Source organism: Pseudomonas sp. CIP-10 (assembly GCF_020911845.1).
Classification (GTDB): domain Bacteria; phylum Pseudomonadota; class Gammaproteobacteria; order Pseudomonadales; family Pseudomonadaceae; genus Aquipseudomonas; species Aquipseudomonas alloputida.
The window spans coordinates 248,091-262,816 of the sequence record NZ_CP087161.1 but is presented as its reverse complement, the minus strand read 5'-3'; the positions used below and the strand labels follow the sequence as shown (position 1 = coordinate 262,816).

The window sequence follows — 14,726 nt, the reverse complement described above, 5'->3', positions numbered from 1 at the left end:
TTACCCGGCGCAGCAGGACAGCTGCTTGACGTCCTTGGCGAAGGTTTGCGCCGCGAGCTTCAGCCCCTCGACCATCGTCAGGTAGGGGAACAACTGGTCGGCCAGTTCCTGCACCGTCATCCGCGCCCGGATGGCGATGGCGGCGGTCTGGATCAGTTCGCCCGCCTCCGGGGCCACCGCCTGCACGCCGATGAGCCGTCCGCTACCTTCCTCGATGACCAGCTTGATGAAACCCCGCGTGTCGAAGTTGGCCAGTGCGCGTGGCACGTTATCCAGGGTCAAGGTGCGGCTGTCGGTCTCGATGCCGGCGTGGTGCGCCTCCGCTTCGCTGTAGCCCACGGTGGCCACCTGCGGATCGGTGAACACCACGGCCGGCATGGCGTCGAGATTGAGCTTCGCCTCGCCGCCGGTCATGTTGAGCGCCGCACGGGTGCCTGCGGCCGCCGCCACGTAGACGAACTGCGGCTGGTCGGTACAGTCGCCGGCCGCATAGATATCCGGGGCACTGGTGCGCATGCCCGAGTCGATCTGGATGGCACCGCGTTCGTCCAGCTTCACGCCGGCGCCTTGCAGATTCATGCCTTGGGTGTTGGGCGTGCGGCCGGTGGCGACGAGTAGTCGGTCGGCATGCAGCTCGCCATGATTGGTGCTCAGGATGAACTCGCCGTCGACGTGGGACACCTGGCTGGCTTGCGTGTGTTCCAGCACTTCGATGCCCTCCATACGGAAGGCTGCCGTCAGCGCTTCACCGATGGCCGGATCTTCGCGGAAGAACAACGTGCTGCGTGCCAGGACCGTGACCTTGCTGCCCAGCCGGGCAAAGGCCTGCGCCAGTTCCACCGCCACCACCGAGGAGCCGATCACGGCGAGCCGCTTAGGAATGGTGTCGCTCGCCAGCGCCTCGTCCGAGGTCCAGTACGGGGTGTCCTTGAGTCCGGGAATCGGTAGAACGGCCGGGCTCGCGCCGGTGGCGATCAGGCAGCGGTCGAAGGCGACGATGCGCTCGCCGCCCTCGGCCAGTTCCACGCTGAGCGTGCGGCCGTCCTGGAAACGGGCGGTGCCGCGTACCAGGGTGATCGCCGGCGTGCTCTCCAGAATGCCTTCGTACTTGGCGTGGCGCAGTTCGTCGACACGACCCTGTTGCTGGGCGAGCAACCGCTCGCGCAGGACGGTCAGGCTCGTGGTGGACAGTCCGGCGTCGAACGGGCTCTCGCGCCGCAGATGGGCCACATGCGCGGCGCGAATCATGATCTTGGAGGGCACGCAGCCAACGTTGACGCAGGTGCCGCCGATGATGCCGCGCTCGATCAGGGTGACGCGCGCACCGCCTTCCACCGCCTTGAGCGCGGCCGCCATGGCGGCGCCACCGCTGCCGATGACCGCCACGTGGAGCCTGTCGCCATCTTTCCCGGCGCCAATGCTGCCGCTCAACCAGCCCCGCGCCTTGTCGAGCAGGCCTGAGCGGGTAGGTGCCGTGGCGTCTTCGAACGCCGCTCGATACCCCAGGGCCTCGACGGCGGCCTGCATCTGTTCACGGCTTACGCCCTCGTCGACCTTCAGTTCGGCCTTCCCGCTGGCGTAGGAAACATCCGCCCGATGCACGCCGGGGATCTTCTCCAAGGCCTCTTTCACATGCTCGACACAGGAGGCGCAGGTCATGCCGACGATTTGTAGTTTGGTCATAGTGTTATTCCTTCATTTTGGCGGAGTCGGACAGGACGTCGGGGAGCAACGGCGGTGGGCGGGCGACACGAGATCCCAGATGGACACCCCAAACATGAGGGCCAGGCCGATATAGAGCAGCCAGCCGCTCCGCCAGCCGTGAGCCAGCATCAAATACACCGCTATCAGCACCAGGGCCGGGCCGATCAGGCCAGGCGCAGCGCGTCGCCACTGCCGGTGACTGAACCCGCCGAGGGCATTGACGAGCAGGGCCAGCCCGGCAAATAACGGCAGCAGCGTGGTGATGAACAGGCCTTCCCACTGGCTCAGAAAGCCCAGACCGATCGCGGCCCCCAGACCGGCAAGGGCGGGGAAACACGAGGCACAGCCTATGGCAGAAATCAGCACGCCAACGGACCCGGCTTTGTCACCGATCCGCGTGAACAAATTGAAAGGGTTTGCCATCGGAATGCCCGCCTACTGCTTGACGCTGGACGGGTAGCCGGCGTCCTCGGTCGCCTTAGTCAGCGCCTGGACATTGGTCTTGGCATCATCGAAGGTGACGATGGCCTCGCGGTTCTCATAGCTCACCTCGGCCTTGGTCACGCCCTCGACCTTGGTCAGCGCCTTCTTCACCGTGATCGGGCAAGCGGCGCAGGTCATGCCCGGCACCGCCAGAGTGACGGTCTGCGTGGCCGCCCAGGCAGGTGCGGCGACTAGGGTGGCGAGGGCGAAGGATGCAAGCAGTTTTTTCATGGCGGACTCCTGATCAGTAGAACAAGGGAAGGATGTAGGGGAAGCCGAGCGCGACCAGCACCAAGGCCGTTACCAGCCCGAACAGCAGCTTGTAGGTGGTGCGTACCTGGGGCACGGCGCAGACCTCACCCGGTTTGCAGACTTGAGCCGGGCGGAAAATGCGTCGCCAGGCGAAGAACAGCGCGACTAACGCCGCACCGATGAAGAGCGGGCGGTAAGGTTCCAGCACGGTCAGGTTGCCGATCCAGGCCCCGCTGAATCCCAGTGCGATCAGAACCAGCGGCCCAAGACAGCAAGTCGAGGCGAGAATCGCCGCAAGCCCCCCGGCGACAAGAGGGGCGCGCCCGTTTGATGGTTCAGACATGCATTTCTCCTTTCGAGCATGTGAGCGATGGTTTAAGGTTACTTCCGTAGTCAAGTACGGAGTCAAGCAGTATGGAAAACACTGTGGAAAGCCTGACCATCGGCGCCTTCGCCAAGGCGGCCGGGGTCAACGTGGAAACCATCCGGTTCTATCAACGCAAGGGGCTGTTGCCCGAACCGGACAAGCCCTACGGCAGCATTCGCCGCTACGGCGAGGCGGACGTGGCCCGGGTGAAATTCGTCAAATCCGCGCAACGACTGGGCTTCAGCCTCGATGAGGTGGCCGGGCTGTTGCGATTGGATGACGGCGCTCACTGCGACGAAGCGCGCGTGCTCGCCGAGCAGAAGCTCGAGGATGTGCGGGGGAAACTCGCGGATCTGCGGCGGATCGAGTCGGTGTTGGCGCGGCTGGTTCACGATTGTTGTGCGAGCCACGGGACGGTTTCCTGTCCGCTGATCGTTTCGCTGCAGGGGGAAAAGGAACTGCGCTGACTCCGCGCGTTAACCGAGGATTTCCCGATGCGTGAGGCACCTCCGGGGTCGGCTTGCGCTTGGCAAAACAGCGGCGCTCATTGAGCGCCGCTGAATGGCCAAAGGAGCACTTGCATAGGCCACAGGTTAGTACTGCATCAGCAGCTCATGTTCTACTTTGCAGGCGGACAGCCGGGCTGCGCCTCGACCCGGCCAGCCGCCGTGGCCCCCAGTTGCTCAATCTTCTTGGCGGTTTCCGCCACCAAGGCCGCCTCAGCCTTGTCGCGCATAGCGGCGATTCGCTCGATTGAACGGTCGCTCCCGCTCTCGGCCCATACGGTGGATGACAGCAGAGTCGCACCAACTATCAGCAGTAGTCTTAGGTATTTCATAACAGCCTCCTCTCGGGTTTTCTACCCACGAGCCGACTCTATCTCCGTAGTTAAGTACGGAATCAAGGAGAGATGGAGATGAAGGTCCTGGATTATGGCGCTGAGAGGAAATGGCAGGGCTTAAGTGCACTTTCTGTTCCGTTGCTCCCCAAACCCCAATCTCGGCTCGCCCGCCGCCCTGCGCTGCAGGTAAATGTAAACACGAGCAAGCTGCATGGATTTCTGGTGATTACCCACAACTCCGACGATACCGGCTACAAAATCCTGCTCCAGGACAAGGGCCACTCGGTACCAGTCAAAACGGTCGACAATGTCATCGTGCGTAAACTTGCCGCCACACTCGTTGAGCTGATCGATGACGGCACCAAGCGTGTCGAAATCCCTTCGCAGGGCCTGGCTACGAATGCTGTCATCGCAGGGGACTACCTGCTCAGTTCTTGAACGTTCCACCTGACCCACCGTTCGCGGTGGGTTTTTTATTGGGCGCTGCAAAGCATTCCCTCAGACCAAGATGAGGGTATACAAATGACCACTACCGTACAGTTCAACCACAGCTACAAGCCTCGCGGCCGCATTGTGTTTCGCCTAACCGGAGGAGGGGAGACGGCACTTGCCGGCGTGCTCCACTTCGACCCTGCCTTTGAAATCGCCGAGGGGGCCAGCTACCTGGCGCGAATCGGCGCCAGTGGGTTTGAGGTGTTCGATACTGTTGTCGACGCTGATCTACCTGCGGACCTGGCGCCCTACAATATCGATTACCACCTGCGTGCTTGCATCTGGCGGAAGCCTGTTGCCGACGGCACCCTAATGGTGAGATTCATCCGACAGTGGGCTGGCTGCCAGAGCTGGCTGGTCTATAGTTGCGCACCAGCGTCACCGATCAGCGCGGGTGCTTATTCGGCGACCGGCCATGCTTGGTTCGATGTGACAAGGTTCGAACTCTCGCCCATCGCTGCACCGGCAGAAGAGGTGGGCCTAACCATGGCACAACTGACGACCATTCCCCCGGTATGGCCCGATTCGGATCGCGTACATCACGCGTTGTGCGCTATCCCTTTAAGCTGGCGCCCAGACTACCTGGCGTATTCGAAACTGCAGGTCGCCCTCGGCCGTGGTGAATTGAGTCGAGAGGAGTTCAAGGCACATGTGCTCAACCACGAGCGGCTGAGGCACCTATGGTCGAATCCTGGTGATGATTACTTAAATTACCTGGTGCACCTCGATGACCTGGGCGGCGTCCAGGAGGTTGGGCCGTACAACAGCCAGCAATTGCTTGAACGCAAGGAGCGGAGCCGTATGGCAATGCTCGCTGCACGCTGAAGGCAACGCTACCGACCGGCCCTTGAGGCCGGTTTTTTTTCGGGCACAAAAAACCGCTGACCTAGGTGGCCAGCGGTGGGGTATTGCGTTGGTACCTCATGCAGCAAGATTGCGCGTCTGGAAAGTCACGTGGTCCATACAGGCAAACAAGCTTTGCGCTTTCTGCTGGAATAGGCACAGGGCGATTTGCTTGAAGTCAGTTTCTTCATCCCTGCTCGGTGTTGATTCGAAGGAGAAGGTGACGGTACCGCCGTATTGGCCTCGGTTGTACAGCACCTCGATGTCAACCAGCGCAACGAGGCGGCCGCCTCGTTTGATGTGCCGTCCCTCGAACTTGTATTGCTGGTGCCGTAACAGGTCACGCCCCATCTCCACGGAGATAGGTTTAATCGTCGCAGCACCATCCTTCAGCAGGGTGATTTCGAAAACCTGCAGTGCCTCCTTCATGTCGAGCGCGCATTCCACAAACTCAGTGAGCTTGGGATGCAGGCCGAGTGAAGCCAGGTGTGTGCCGTTTTCGCGGATGACCCAAACGTATCGACCGCCGACCGTCCCAGTTTTGGTGAGGTGGAGCAGGTCAAACTGGTAAAAGTCTTGTTTGAATCCACGCAGAAGGCAGTCATCAGCCTCAACGATGGCACGCATTTGCTCAAACGCTGGTTGGAATTGCATAGGGTCTCTCCTAGAAAGGCTTTTCATGATGCAAGGAGATGTCCCACAGGCATGTAGAAGGTGGATTGTAGGGCTGTGTGGAGCATCCCCTGAAGTCAGTTAAACAACCAACTACCTGGTGCCCCTCATGAACGATCCAAAAAGCTCCCTACAAGCGGTGGAAAGCCTTCTCAGTGCCGTCAACGCGCACGCCCGAGACCTCAACGACAAAGTATTACCTCCTGATGGGGATAGCTACAACGAGCTCTTGCACTTGGTCACTGATCAGTTGAATGCGATTTTGGGCGCTGCCCAGGGCATCACTGCTGATCCTGCACCTGACACAGCGAGCGCTGTAGCTAAAGCGACTCAGGTGTGTGGTTCTCCTGTTGCCATCGTGCTGGATGCCATCGTCGGCCGGCTCTCCCTAGGCAATCTCCGGTCAATTCTCCAGGCCTATGAGTGCTGCACCCAAGAGCAGCTCAACGGTAACGCAAACTCGCAGCAAATCGCTGGAAAAGCGCTCTCTGCAGCTATTTTGCGGGGTGTCGAGTCGATGGTCGCAAGTGATCGACAACACCTTGAGCTACTGCTGGCGCCGCAAGCGTGAGCAGGTAACCCCACAGCCCGGCATTTGCCGGGTTTTTTTTCGCCCGCAGGATGAGCGTGCTTCACTGCTGGCCCCAGATGAACATGGTGTACAAAGAAAACTAGCCTTATGTTTACGCGTTAAGTATCGATATGCTCTAAGATGCATGACTCAATTGCTGCAAACACACAATGGCGCCGGAGCCTTAGGGAGGGACCCAGCATGTGCAATCGGAATCTGATTGAAGAATGGTCGTGGGATGGATCATCGATCGACGGCATCAAACGCTTTGCTGCCGAGCTCGGAATCGGCCTGCAGAAATTCGTCGAGTCATTCTTCTGCGACGGATGGCCCGAGACAGTTCCAGAGCCGTACCGCGGGGTTGTTAAAGGGCCGATCAGTCGAGATTTCACGCAAGGGGAAAATAGCCTGGCAGGCCACCAAAACTACACCCACATCCTTGCAATCGACCTTGCCGGCGCTGCACTCGTGATGGATATCACCGGCTGCCTGTACACCGATGGGGAAATACAAACCCTGGTCGAGCGCCCAGCGGCAGACGCGCTGGCCAAGGTGGACGAGTACCGTCTCGGAGGGTCTGCATATCGCCCGGAGGTGCGCGAAGCATGAACTACTTGGAACGTGCAGCAGACGACGCAGGCTATCCCAACCTCGACTTTGAAGATATGTATCAGAAGGGCCTCGCGTGCTTTCAGTGGGGCCTACCAAGGCCGTTGGTTCGCCAGGCATTCAAGTACGCATGTGCAGGGTGGACTGAGCGAGACCGCCCGATCTTGATGTGGCATGTCCGTGCATTCGTCTATGGGTTGTCCGGCCGCTGTGACGGGGGAATTCGAAAGCGCCTTGCGCCGGAGGACTACCAATGGCCAGTCCCCCCCGATCCGTCCTGGGAGCTTGTGGTGTGCACCTATCCCGACGGCACTTGTGAGCTTGACCTGGTTCATCCAGTGAGCGGCCGATTCTGGTCCGAGGACAACGGTTTTTTCGAACTCCCCACCGAGAAACGCACGTTGATGAACCCTATGTGGTTCAAGTCCATGGGTTTTGACGTAATGCACATGCAGCCGGCGCTGCAGGTCCGTATAGGCGACCCTAAAAGACCCCATCTGAAGCTGGTGTGATGTAGGGACCAGAGGACCTAATCGCACCCCAGTTCCATTGACCTAGGAGATAACCGCTATGACCGATCAAGTGATGCACATTTTCGCGCCCGACCAGTCCAAGATCACCCCGTTCATTACCAAAGTGGAGATGCTATTGGGCGGGATACCTCAGGTGATGTTCCCTGACGGCACCCTACAGTTCGCTGATCAGGACCAGCGGCCAGTGATTCTATTTTCGCCGCGGTTACCCGAGCCTGAGCTGGAAGAGTTCTGCCGCCTCAACATCAAGATGTACGAGCAGCATTACCAGCAGCACAAGGAAGCCATCGACAATTTTGAGACCCGGCCTATCACGCAGTTTTGGTGATGCCCAGACCGTTGCCAGGCGGGTGGGCTAACCCAGCGGGCCAACTCGCCGTTGCAGCACTCGATCTTCCCAGGTCCATGATCCCCGATCGCGCCATTGCCCGGATTTACCGCTCTGTGTTGCACATCTCCGGTTATACAGCCAACAGGAGATTTCCCAATGCAACATTTTCAAAAAGCAGCAGTGGACCGCACCGATCGTCAAGCGATGATCAGCTTCCTGGCTGGCCATTATCGCTATGACACCATGAACTCTTGGAACCGCGCCACGAGCTACGCTCACTGCGTGAAGATCCATGCCCTTGGCCTGGATCGGGAGCAGACAGAGAAGGCCTTTGAGCTGCTCAATGTCGACTACTGGGATGACTTGTCTCTGGTGATCGAGGACTTCGTCGTGGAAATGAATGGCGAGTTCACCATCAGCAGTAATGGCCGATCGAGCGGGTATCTGGTGCTCATGAAAAGCCAATGGGAATCCACCGGCTATCAGTCCTACTGCAAAAGCTGCTCTCAGCGCAATTACCAAGCCTGTACCGAAGGTAACAATCGCTGCGGTCGCTGTGGCGCCGAGGGTGATGCAGGTCGTTTAAACTTCCAGCATCCACCCAAAACGCTTCGTGTCTCTGGCCAGGCGTTGGACCAGGATGAAGACTTCAACGAATGGTCTCTGGACCAGCTCGCGAACCGAGTAGAGGTCGTCGAGGCATTTGACAATGCTTGTGACAGTATCCGCTCAACCTTCATCGACATGCTGAGCCTGAACGTCGTCGAAGAAACAGTGCTCATTCCGCAGAAACGCTATGTGCTGAAGTCGGCATAGCACCTACGAACGCTCCATCCGCCGCTGGTCTTCGGACTGGCGGTTTTCTTTTGCCCAAAGAAAAGCCCCGACACATGGTCGGGGCGGGTAGAGCGTTATACCTCCTCGGCATCAGCCTCAGGGTCTGCGATCAGCCGCAGCAAATCAGCGACAGGCAGAGAGCAGAGCTGGCGCATGTCGTCGTTCATGTCTTCCAGTCGTTGACGCAGGCCCTGGAGCAACTCGTGGAGCTGCTTTTTCTCCAGAAGGTTGACCGCCATGACCAAGACTCGCCATACCAGCTCGGATTCTTCATCGAGAGTGTCGGTGCGTTTGCGAAGATCCGCGAAGAAATCGAGGATCTCACTGCTGTCCAGGTGGTCGTAGACGCAATCCGGACTCCAGGTGACCTCGGTACCGTAATCAGCCGCGAGCGCAGCCGTGACCTGGTCACGCAGTTGCGGCATCGAGGCCCAGTCCCATACGCCGAGTTGCGCGGCTTTGGTGAGTGTTTCCTGGACGGTGTTCAGCGTTGCAAGCATCTGCGGGAAGAGCAACCGTCGGACTGACTTCGAACCTTCCCAAACAGCTACCTGCAGGGCATTTTGCATGTTGGTTGGAGAGGACCCACGGCGATTAGCTTCCAGCAACAGCTCACGGAGCAAGGCATCGAGCTCGTTCGGCGTGCTGCAGTCGGGTTTGATTGTTGTCGTCTGCAGTAATTGCAGCGTGACCTCGCGGCCGTGAGCATCCAGGCAGTGGAACGTGTCGTCGACCCAGCGGCCAGCCGACAGTGCCTCAGCAGTGATCAGCGTCTCGCAGTTGCTCGACCACAACAGGCGAAGCAGGATGACTGTCGAACCTGATTGCTCGACCTCCGCAGTGCAGCGCGTGGTAAGCCCGGGCAGCGTCAGCTGCACGTGGGAGGCGCTGTGCAGCAGGTTGATGAAGCTGATGAGCGATACGTTGTTCATGGCGAACTCCTGAAAGTAGTTGAACTTGCCCTCAGGGATGCCACACACGCACGAATACCCCCCTCCCTTGTTCTGTGCTCTTGAAGCCGCCGGTCCCTCTCGGCCCTCAAAGCCGGCGCCAGGCACGCCCCCATTCTGTCAGTGAAAAAACCAGGCGAGTACAAATGTTCTCCACTACACTTCACCGACATGCAATTAACAGTCAGAGCAGGCCGACCTAGCTCCCGTCCATCCTGTACCTCCGGAGTCGCCCATGAGCGCTACTGAAGACCTCTTCAAACCTGACAGTCCTTCTTGGAATGAACGGCCTAAGGAGACATTCGACCACTGGATCAGCCAGCAAGCGGGCAGAGGAACCTCAGCCCGCATTCGAATATCGTCCGCGGAGGTCTATCGCTCGCAGTGGGGCCGGTTTGTCGACTGGATTGAGCAAAAGAGCATTAAATTAGACGAAGTGGATGCAAGCGATATTTCAGACTTCCTTGATAGCCTAACCCCTGAGATCGAGAAGAACGAAAAGCGAGTTAACAATAGGCCGCAGCGCGACCGGTACCGCAAGCTAATACAACGAGTGTTGGCCGACCTGTTCAAGGAAAAGGAAGAGCCAGGTTTCCTCAACCCGGCGGCGCAGGCGTTGAGGGCTGAAGGGGTCAAATGGAAGGATGTCGACGGCAACCTGCCTACCAGCTTTCTGCGGCCCCAGGAAGCCGAGCTGCTGGCCAATCACCTGGTGGCGCCGCTGACGGCACAGAACGAGCGGGGGCGGTGGCGCGAGGCGCGGGATCGGGCGATGGTGGGTCTGTGCGTGGGGGCCGGGCTCAAGGTGCAGGACATCGTCGGCCTGACTGTTAATTGCATCACCCCGCAAGCCGCCCCATGGATCACCCTTTCCTATGCGGATTCGAAGTTCGAGCACCGGACCAAGCCGTTTGACTACGCCGCCCGGGCGCTGGCCACCTGGTTGCACATCCGCCAGCAGGCCGGTACCGAGGGCGACCTGGTATTCCCCAGCGACATCACGCCGGTGATCAAGAACGGTCGCAAAATCACCTCGATCAACCCGTCGACGGTGAACCGGATCACCGAGGCCGTGATCGTCGAGTCTGGGGTGAAGGCCATTCGCGATCCTGAGCATCGAGCTAGCCCGCAGACCCTGCGTAATACGTTTGCGGCTGAGCTGTTCGAAAGAGGGGAAACGCCGGCCCTGGTGGCGGAGTGGATGGGCTTTGCACAGCCCGTGTCGGCCGAGAGGCTTTATGAGTCCTGGAAGCTGTGGCGGCAGACCATCAAAGGCACAGAACAAGGGGAGTAAGTGGGCTAGGCAGAGGCGTGACCACCTCCGCCCAAAGGGCAGCAGACGCTTACGCGGACTGAGGAGCCTCGGCCTCCACGTCGCACACGCTGATGTGCACGTGGCCAACGGCAGAGGCATTCAGAGCGATGCGGACTTCGCGGCAAACATCCTCATAGTAGGCGTCCCGCACTTCACGGAAGGCCGAGAACAATGTGAAGAGGCCAATCATAGGAACTAGCAGGTATCGCGCCACCTCAATGATTTTGGTCAACCCCGCAGTGATCTCAGCAGGACTAGCAGACTGCAACGCAAAAAGTGCTCTGGTGACTGCTTCGGGCTCCAACAATGTCGCAAGCAGCACTAAAGCGAAAACGGCCGTTGGCAAGGCTGCAAGGGCTCCGCGCAGGGTTCGAGTCAAGGCGCCCATCACAACGATCAGGGCTTTGACGTACGTCCGAGGATCTCGCCGCACGCGGCTTCGCATCTCCTGGTACTTCTCCATCGAGAGAGAACCCACCCCTACACCGTTGACCTCCACCGTGACTTGCTTCTCGCTCATGCTCATATCCTGTGCTCCTAGTGGGGATTATTGGTCGGCCGCATGGCCAACCTGAGCAGGATAGCATTTAGATACAGTCGGTGTATGTGTTCGTGTTATAGCATCTAGGCCCAGGCCCAGCGGGTGAGACGCGCCTGATTCACGAACGCCAGAAACCACAAGGCCCACTACGAAGTAGCGGGCCTTGTGGTCGCAAGTTCAACCTTTCGGTTGATTTTCCCAGCCTTTCAGGAGATTGGGTCGGTTGAGGCTTGTTCGCCTACATGGGGCCTATTAAACACTGGTTTCGCTGGCAATGCAACATGGAACTATAAAAATATGCGAACGAGCGGTCAGAGCGCCAGAAAGCCCGTAAATACGCCGTTTCCGTTGGGTATCGAGGCCAGAGGGAGTGCCTAACTACCCTCCACTCGACCCGCGAGATACTCACAGTATCGGAATGGACAAACTGAATGCATGCATTCAGAATCATGTGGCGTATAGGTACGAGTTATGACCGCGCGAGCGCGACTTCCGCCTCAACCCAATAGGGACAACGATGGCCACCATACTCTCACACGACCAGCAGCAACGCCGGGAACACACCGAGCTCATCATGCAGCCTATAAGCCGAGCCAAGCCTCCAACCATCAGCAAAGAGTCGACGCTCTGCGAAGTATTCATCAAAGAGTTCAACCAGATCAAAGGATGGACGTGTTATCCAGAGGCTGCAGGGTTCGATGTGCTGGTGGTCAACGACGACGGCCGCCAGATCGGTGTCCAGGCAAAGCTCTCGCTGAATGCCAAGGTCGCTGAACAGATCCTTCCCAATCAAGGCGACGACTTTTGGGAAAGTCCGGGCCCAGATCACCGCCTGGTCATCGTCAGCAAAATCACCGATGCCAGTGCTGGCATTGCCAAGATGCTCCGTCGGCTTGGAGTCAAAGTACTCTGCCCATATGAGTCATGGACAGCACAAGGCTACGTGCACACGTTCGGACTTGATCATCGGCTCTTTTATGCAGAGGGCAGCGCAGGCTCTGATGAACGTATGTTCGATTGGTGGCCCTCAGTGCGCTGCCGTGTACCGGCCATCGTAACCTCCTTGCCGGCTGGAGTTCCAGCCCCGGTTCGACTCACGCCATGGAAAGAATCGGCACTGAAAGTGGTGGTCCTGATGCGTAAGCAGGGATTCATCACGGCCAAGCAAATCGCATCGTTCGGAATAGGCGTCACCGCATGGACCCAGCCGGCCGGCAGCAAGAGACCCTGGCTCGCTAAAAGCCAAATCCGCGGTCAGTGGGTGGAAACTGAACACATGCCCGGCTTCGACAAGCAGCACCCTGATATGTACGCCAAAGCGCTTGCCGAGTACGAAGCCGAGGCGGCGAAATTACAGCTGATAGCCCCAGCAGCAAACTGAATGACTGATGAGAGAAAGCATGAACTTTGAAACCCGAAAGAAAAAGCTAATGGACATAAGGAGGTGTGCGCTGGACATGCAGAACGGGACCCTTCCACCGTCCATGATGGCAAGCCTTCTCGCCTCTATTTCCACTGCCATCATTGTCGGAGTCATCATGAAACAGGACCCACTTTTGGTAGTAGGCACCAGCCTTGTGGTTGCCCTGCTGGTTTACTTTCGAGCCCCATTTTCTAAGTCGTGGGCCGAGGCTCTTGATAACCGGCTAACCGACTATGAGCCAATCGACCATGAAGCGTACGCCACTTTTCACCATGCGACACGTGAGCGGGGCGGCCTCGATCTTCCTGCGGTGTTCAGTTGGATAGAGCAGGAAATGACTGCTCTCTCCGCTATCACACCGAAAGTCCCAGATTGCGCAGCCCACAAGTTCATCAGCAAGCCAGTCAAGCCAGTGGCCAATGATCGCAGCCAGGAATAGCAGGCTATGAGCGCTCTTAGCTCAAGGCACTTGTCGTTCTAATCAGGTTCACCATAGGCCGGCCTAAGGAACGGCTGCCAATTCTCGGCTCCCTCGATGTCGACGGCCTGGCCCGCAGCGGAAATTTTAAAGCTCAGTTTTCGCTTATCGGCCACCAGAAGCCCCCTGTTTGCTAGTCCTCGGGCAATGCCAAGCACGACCAGGAGAGGAGGGTAATAACTTCGCCCGATCCATGGCTCAAATGGGTCCAAGAATTCGTTTGGCTGCTGTTGCCCCTGGTAAAGAATGCGCAGGGCAGTGAGCGACATCGGCTTGCTGGCAGGGTCAATTTTTGGTTTTTGCATAGGCAAGCCTTTCAGCACTCTGGCGACCCTCCTGCCATCAGTTGTAAGCCTGACATAAAGAGACATGAGATCGCCCAAACCGATCAGCCGGTGATCCGTGTTCAGCAAGCCGCGGCTTTCCAGGGAATGCCACGTTGAGCCGGCGCCATGACCGACCAGTTTCATCTCCGCGAGCGCGTACCGTAACGGGCCATCGTACGTCATTCTTCGGACCCGACCGTCAGGACCATATTCCAGCCACCGCCATTGGCTCGCTGGCGCAGAGCCTGGCCCAGAATTCGCCTGCTCGGCCCGCTGATCTTCGTCATACGCCACCACGAGGTAGGCACGCTGGCGCTCGTTGAGCGACTCAGCGATCTCGGTTATTCGGGTGATCAGCTTTTCCTGGGCCATGATGCTGCTGAAAATTTGGGCACTTCCTTAACTTAAGCACCGCCGCCGAGCTTTGCCTTGCCGGGCGATCGCCGGCCTGGCCGAACGCGTATACACCACTGAATCACAACCACCGTCTCAAACCGGGGCAGCTTTATAGCTCGATGCACACCATCTCCGGAGACCAGGTCACCCGCATAGACCTGCTTTTCCAGGAGATCAGTATGTCCAAGCAAATCCAAGCAAATCAAACTGCAGTTCTGGTCGCTGACCGTGAGCAAGGTACGATCCTCGCCGCACTTCGCCACTACCAGGAGATCCTCCGAAGTGGGGCGTCAGCTGCTCCGGGCCTGCTTGATATCGCAAGCAATTCCGGTCAGCTCACGCCCCTGTCGACCCAAGAGATCGAAGTGCTGTGCGAGAAAGTAAATTTCGGGTCGACCCTCAAGGAGCTCGAATCGTTCGTCGCCAACGCAAAAGCTAAGTGAAGGGTGGCGGTATGCATCCGATCATTGAAGCCTCGCGGCTTATGAAGGGCGCGCAGATCACGCGGAAAGCAGCGGTACATGCCAATGGGGGGACTATCTTCCTCTGGGAGCTCTCAACTGGTGACACCATTGAGACCATACGTTCAACCCATGGCTTCAGTTCAACCGCGTTGAAGGCCATCCCCTTTATCGATCGCGTCAATTACTACAGCGCCATGCGTGGCACCAAGGTAACTGGTAGCTACCAGCTACAAGCTTAGAAACGCTCCATCCAACCCGGCCATGCGCCGGGTTTTTTCATGTGGGTTTATAGAGAGCT

At 58.5% G+C, this 14,726-nt stretch carries 22 protein-coding genes; 13 read left to right on the top strand and 9 right to left on the bottom strand.

Annotation, left to right across the window (positions count from 1 at the left end):
- Genes merA through merT form a run of 4 tightly spaced genes read right to left on the bottom strand, consistent with a single transcriptional unit; the run spans position 1 to position 2,782 of the window.
- Positions 1 to 1,683, bottom strand: coding sequence for a mercury(II) reductase (gene merA, locus LMH93_RS28370; protein ID WP_004574524.1), 1,683 nt, complete (start codon positions 1,681 to 1,683; stop codon positions 1 to 3).
- Between the two features lie 12 nt (positions 1,684 to 1,695).
- Positions 1,696 to 2,127, bottom strand: coding sequence for an organomercurial transporter MerC (gene merC / locus LMH93_RS28365; RefSeq protein WP_004574525.1), 432 nt, complete (start codon positions 2,125 to 2,127; stop codon positions 1,696 to 1,698).
- Between the two features lie 12 nt (positions 2,128 to 2,139).
- Positions 2,140 to 2,418, bottom strand: a complete 279-nt coding sequence (gene merP / locus LMH93_RS28360; RefSeq protein WP_004574526.1) for a mercury resistance system periplasmic binding protein MerP — start codon at positions 2,416 to 2,418, stop codon at positions 2,140 to 2,142.
- Positions 2,419 to 2,431: 13 nt separating this feature from the next.
- On the bottom strand, positions 2,432 to 2,782 hold the full coding sequence (gene merT, locus LMH93_RS28355) for a mercuric ion transporter MerT (protein ID WP_004574527.1): 351 nt from the start codon (positions 2,780 to 2,782) through the stop codon (positions 2,432 to 2,434).
- A gap of 71 nt (positions 2,783 to 2,853) precedes the next feature.
- Here merT and merR point away from each other — a divergent pair, with 71 nt between their 5' ends.
- Positions 2,854 to 3,273, top strand: coding sequence for an Hg(II)-responsive transcriptional regulator (gene merR / locus LMH93_RS28350; RefSeq protein WP_004574528.1), 420 nt, complete (start codon positions 2,854 to 2,856; stop codon positions 3,271 to 3,273).
- Between the two features lie 152 nt (positions 3,274 to 3,425).
- Here the strand turns inward: merR and LMH93_RS28345 are convergent, their stop codons facing one another.
- Positions 3,426 to 3,644: a co-regulatory protein PtrA N-terminal domain-containing protein gene (locus tag LMH93_RS28345; RefSeq protein WP_004574529.1), complete on the bottom strand. Its 219-nt coding sequence runs from the start codon at positions 3,642 to 3,644 to the stop codon at positions 3,426 to 3,428.
- A 78-nt stretch (positions 3,645 to 3,722) separates the two neighbouring features.
- Between LMH93_RS28345 and LMH93_RS28340 the strand changes: the two genes are divergently transcribed.
- Together LMH93_RS28340 and LMH93_RS28335 are read left to right on the top strand one after the other, a co-directional pair.
- Complete coding sequence (locus tag LMH93_RS28340) at positions 3,723 to 4,085, top strand: hypothetical protein (RefSeq protein WP_175442734.1); 363 nt, start codon at positions 3,723 to 3,725, stop codon at positions 4,083 to 4,085.
- An 84-nt stretch (positions 4,086 to 4,169) separates the two neighbouring features.
- Complete coding sequence (locus LMH93_RS28335) at positions 4,170 to 4,964, top strand: hypothetical protein (RefSeq protein ID WP_023383752.1); 795 nt, start codon at positions 4,170 to 4,172, stop codon at positions 4,962 to 4,964.
- A 96-nt stretch (positions 4,965 to 5,060) separates the two neighbouring features.
- Here LMH93_RS28335 and LMH93_RS28330 read toward each other — a convergent pair whose 3' ends face one another.
- Positions 5,061 to 5,636, bottom strand: a complete 576-nt coding sequence (locus LMH93_RS28330; protein ID WP_023383753.1) for a hypothetical protein — start codon at positions 5,634 to 5,636, stop codon at positions 5,061 to 5,063.
- Positions 5,637 to 5,763: 127 nt separating this feature from the next.
- Here LMH93_RS28330 and LMH93_RS28325 point away from each other — a divergent pair, with 127 nt between their 5' ends.
- The 5 genes from LMH93_RS28325 (at position 5,764) to LMH93_RS28305 (ending at position 8,514) form a co-directional block, all read left to right on the top strand.
- Entirely contained in the window at positions 5,764 to 6,225 is a 462-nt protein-coding gene (locus LMH93_RS28325; RefSeq protein ID WP_023383754.1) for a hypothetical protein, read from the top strand.
- Between the two features lie 201 nt (positions 6,226 to 6,426).
- Positions 6,427 to 6,834 (top strand): hypothetical protein, encoded by a 408-nt coding sequence (locus tag LMH93_RS28320; protein ID WP_023383755.1) that lies wholly within the window; start codon positions 6,427 to 6,429, stop codon positions 6,832 to 6,834.
- Positions 6,831 to 7,346: a hypothetical protein gene (locus LMH93_RS28315; protein ID WP_023383756.1), complete on the top strand. Its 516-nt coding sequence runs from the start codon at positions 6,831 to 6,833 to the stop codon at positions 7,344 to 7,346. The genes LMH93_RS28320 and LMH93_RS28315 overlap by 4 nt, the downstream gene beginning before the upstream one ends.
- 58 nt (positions 7,347 to 7,404) lie before the next feature.
- Positions 7,405 to 7,695 carry a hypothetical protein gene (locus LMH93_RS28310; protein WP_023383757.1) on the top strand — a complete coding sequence of 97 codons (291 nt, stop codon included), beginning with the start codon at positions 7,405 to 7,407 and terminating at the stop codon, positions 7,693 to 7,695.
- A 159-nt stretch (positions 7,696 to 7,854) separates the two neighbouring features.
- Positions 7,855 to 8,514, top strand: a complete 660-nt coding sequence (locus LMH93_RS28305; RefSeq protein WP_023383758.1) for a hypothetical protein — start codon at positions 7,855 to 7,857, stop codon at positions 8,512 to 8,514.
- Positions 8,515 to 8,609: 95 nt separating this feature from the next.
- Here LMH93_RS28305 and LMH93_RS28300 read toward each other — a convergent pair whose 3' ends face one another.
- On the bottom strand, positions 8,610 to 9,467 hold the full coding sequence (locus LMH93_RS28300) for a hypothetical protein (protein ID WP_004574800.1): 858 nt from the start codon (positions 9,465 to 9,467) through the stop codon (positions 8,610 to 8,612).
- Positions 9,468 to 9,720: 253 nt separating this feature from the next.
- Here LMH93_RS28300 and LMH93_RS28295 point away from each other — a divergent pair, with 253 nt between their 5' ends.
- A complete protein-coding gene (locus LMH93_RS28295) occupies positions 9,721 to 10,779 on the top strand; it encodes a tyrosine-type recombinase/integrase (protein WP_023383760.1) in 1,059 nt (352 codons plus the stop codon).
- Positions 10,780 to 10,828: 49 nt separating this feature from the next.
- Here the strand turns inward: LMH93_RS28295 and LMH93_RS28290 are convergent, their stop codons facing one another.
- Positions 10,829 to 11,320: a hypothetical protein gene (locus LMH93_RS28290; protein WP_175442733.1), complete on the bottom strand. Its 492-nt coding sequence runs from the start codon at positions 11,318 to 11,320 to the stop codon at positions 10,829 to 10,831.
- A 538-nt stretch (positions 11,321 to 11,858) separates the two neighbouring features.
- Here LMH93_RS28290 and LMH93_RS28285 point away from each other — a divergent pair.
- On the top strand, positions 11,859 to 12,722 hold the full coding sequence (locus LMH93_RS28285) for a hypothetical protein (RefSeq protein ID WP_023383762.1): 864 nt from the start codon (positions 11,859 to 11,861) through the stop codon (positions 12,720 to 12,722).
- A 19-nt stretch (positions 12,723 to 12,741) separates the two neighbouring features.
- The gene (locus LMH93_RS28280; protein WP_023383763.1) at positions 12,742 to 13,203 is read left to right on the top strand and encodes a hypothetical protein; all 462 of its coding nucleotides are present in this window, start codon (positions 12,742 to 12,744) and stop codon (positions 13,201 to 13,203) included.
- A gap of 38 nt (positions 13,204 to 13,241) precedes the next feature.
- Here LMH93_RS28280 and LMH93_RS28275 read toward each other — a convergent pair whose 3' ends face one another.
- Positions 13,242 to 13,940 carry a hypothetical protein gene (locus tag LMH93_RS28275; protein WP_023383764.1) on the bottom strand — a complete coding sequence of 233 codons (699 nt, stop codon included), beginning with the start codon at positions 13,938 to 13,940 and terminating at the stop codon, positions 13,242 to 13,244.
- 203 nt (positions 13,941 to 14,143) lie between these two features.
- On the opposite strand from LMH93_RS28275, the gene LMH93_RS28270 reads away from it, so the two are divergent.
- Together LMH93_RS28270 and LMH93_RS28265 are read left to right on the top strand one after the other, a co-directional pair.
- Positions 14,144 to 14,407 (top strand): hypothetical protein, encoded by a 264-nt coding sequence (locus LMH93_RS28270; RefSeq protein WP_054893917.1) that lies wholly within the window; start codon positions 14,144 to 14,146, stop codon positions 14,405 to 14,407.
- An 11-nt stretch (positions 14,408 to 14,418) separates the two neighbouring features.
- Positions 14,419 to 14,667 (top strand): hypothetical protein, encoded by a 249-nt coding sequence (locus tag LMH93_RS28265; protein WP_023383766.1) that lies wholly within the window; start codon positions 14,419 to 14,421, stop codon positions 14,665 to 14,667.
- Positions 14,668 to 14,726 lie beyond the last annotated feature (59 nt).

What these genes read in the sequence shown, in the direction of transcription:
- LMH93_RS28310 (WP_023383757.1), top strand. Translation starts at nt 7,405, where the DNA reads ATGACCGATCAAGTGATGCACATTTTCGCGCCCGACCAGTCCAAGATC.
- LMH93_RS28290 (WP_175442733.1), bottom strand. Translation starts at nt 11,320, where the DNA reads ATGAGCGAGAAGCAAGTCACGGTGGAGGTCAACGGTGTAGGGGTGGGT.
- LMH93_RS28270 (WP_054893917.1), top strand. Translation starts at nt 14,144, where the DNA reads ATGTCCAAGCAAATCCAAGCAAATCAAACTGCAGTTCTGGTCGCTGAC.
- LMH93_RS28325 (WP_023383754.1), top strand. Translation starts at nt 5,764, where the DNA reads ATGAACGATCCAAAAAGCTCCCTACAAGCGGTGGAAAGCCTTCTCAGT.
- LMH93_RS28265 (WP_023383766.1), top strand. Translation starts at nt 14,419, where the DNA reads ATGCATCCGATCATTGAAGCCTCGCGGCTTATGAAGGGCGCGCAGATC.
- LMH93_RS28300 (WP_004574800.1), bottom strand. Translation starts at nt 9,467, where the DNA reads ATGAACAACGTATCGCTCATCAGCTTCATCAACCTGCTGCACAGCGCC.
- merC (WP_004574525.1), bottom strand. Translation starts at nt 2,127, where the DNA reads ATGGCAAACCCTTTCAATTTGTTCACGCGGATCGGTGACAAAGCCGGG.
- LMH93_RS28320 (WP_023383755.1), top strand. Translation starts at nt 6,427, where the DNA reads ATGTGCAATCGGAATCTGATTGAAGAATGGTCGTGGGATGGATCATCG.
- merP (WP_004574526.1), bottom strand. Translation starts at nt 2,418, where the DNA reads ATGAAAAAACTGCTTGCATCCTTCGCCCTCGCCACCCTAGTCGCCGCA.
- merT (WP_004574527.1), bottom strand. Translation starts at nt 2,782, where the DNA reads ATGTCTGAACCATCAAACGGGCGCGCCCCTCTTGTCGCCGGGGGGCTT.
- LMH93_RS28345 (WP_004574529.1), bottom strand. Translation starts at nt 3,644, where the DNA reads ATGAAATACCTAAGACTACTGCTGATAGTTGGTGCGACTCTGCTGTCA.
- LMH93_RS28340 (WP_175442734.1), top strand. Translation starts at nt 3,723, where the DNA reads ATGAAGGTCCTGGATTATGGCGCTGAGAGGAAATGGCAGGGCTTAAGT.
- LMH93_RS28305 (WP_023383758.1), top strand. Translation starts at nt 7,855, where the DNA reads ATGCAACATTTTCAAAAAGCAGCAGTGGACCGCACCGATCGTCAAGCG.
- merR (WP_004574528.1), top strand. Translation starts at nt 2,854, where the DNA reads ATGGAAAACACTGTGGAAAGCCTGACCATCGGCGCCTTCGCCAAGGCG.
- LMH93_RS28315 (WP_023383756.1), top strand. Translation starts at nt 6,831, where the DNA reads ATGAACTACTTGGAACGTGCAGCAGACGACGCAGGCTATCCCAACCTC.
- LMH93_RS28295 (WP_023383760.1), top strand. Translation starts at nt 9,721, where the DNA reads ATGAGCGCTACTGAAGACCTCTTCAAACCTGACAGTCCTTCTTGGAAT.
- LMH93_RS28280 (WP_023383763.1), top strand. Translation starts at nt 12,742, where the DNA reads ATGAACTTTGAAACCCGAAAGAAAAAGCTAATGGACATAAGGAGGTGT.
- LMH93_RS28285 (WP_023383762.1), top strand. Translation starts at nt 11,859, where the DNA reads ATGGCCACCATACTCTCACACGACCAGCAGCAACGCCGGGAACACACC.
- LMH93_RS28275 (WP_023383764.1), bottom strand. Translation starts at nt 13,940, where the DNA reads ATGGCCCAGGAAAAGCTGATCACCCGAATAACCGAGATCGCTGAGTCG.
- LMH93_RS28330 (WP_023383753.1), bottom strand. Translation starts at nt 5,636, where the DNA reads ATGCAATTCCAACCAGCGTTTGAGCAAATGCGTGCCATCGTTGAGGCT.
- merA (WP_004574524.1), bottom strand. Translation starts at nt 1,683, where the DNA reads ATGACCAAACTACAAATCGTCGGCATGACCTGCGCCTCCTGTGTCGAG.
- LMH93_RS28335 (WP_023383752.1), top strand. Translation starts at nt 4,170, where the DNA reads ATGACCACTACCGTACAGTTCAACCACAGCTACAAGCCTCGCGGCCGC.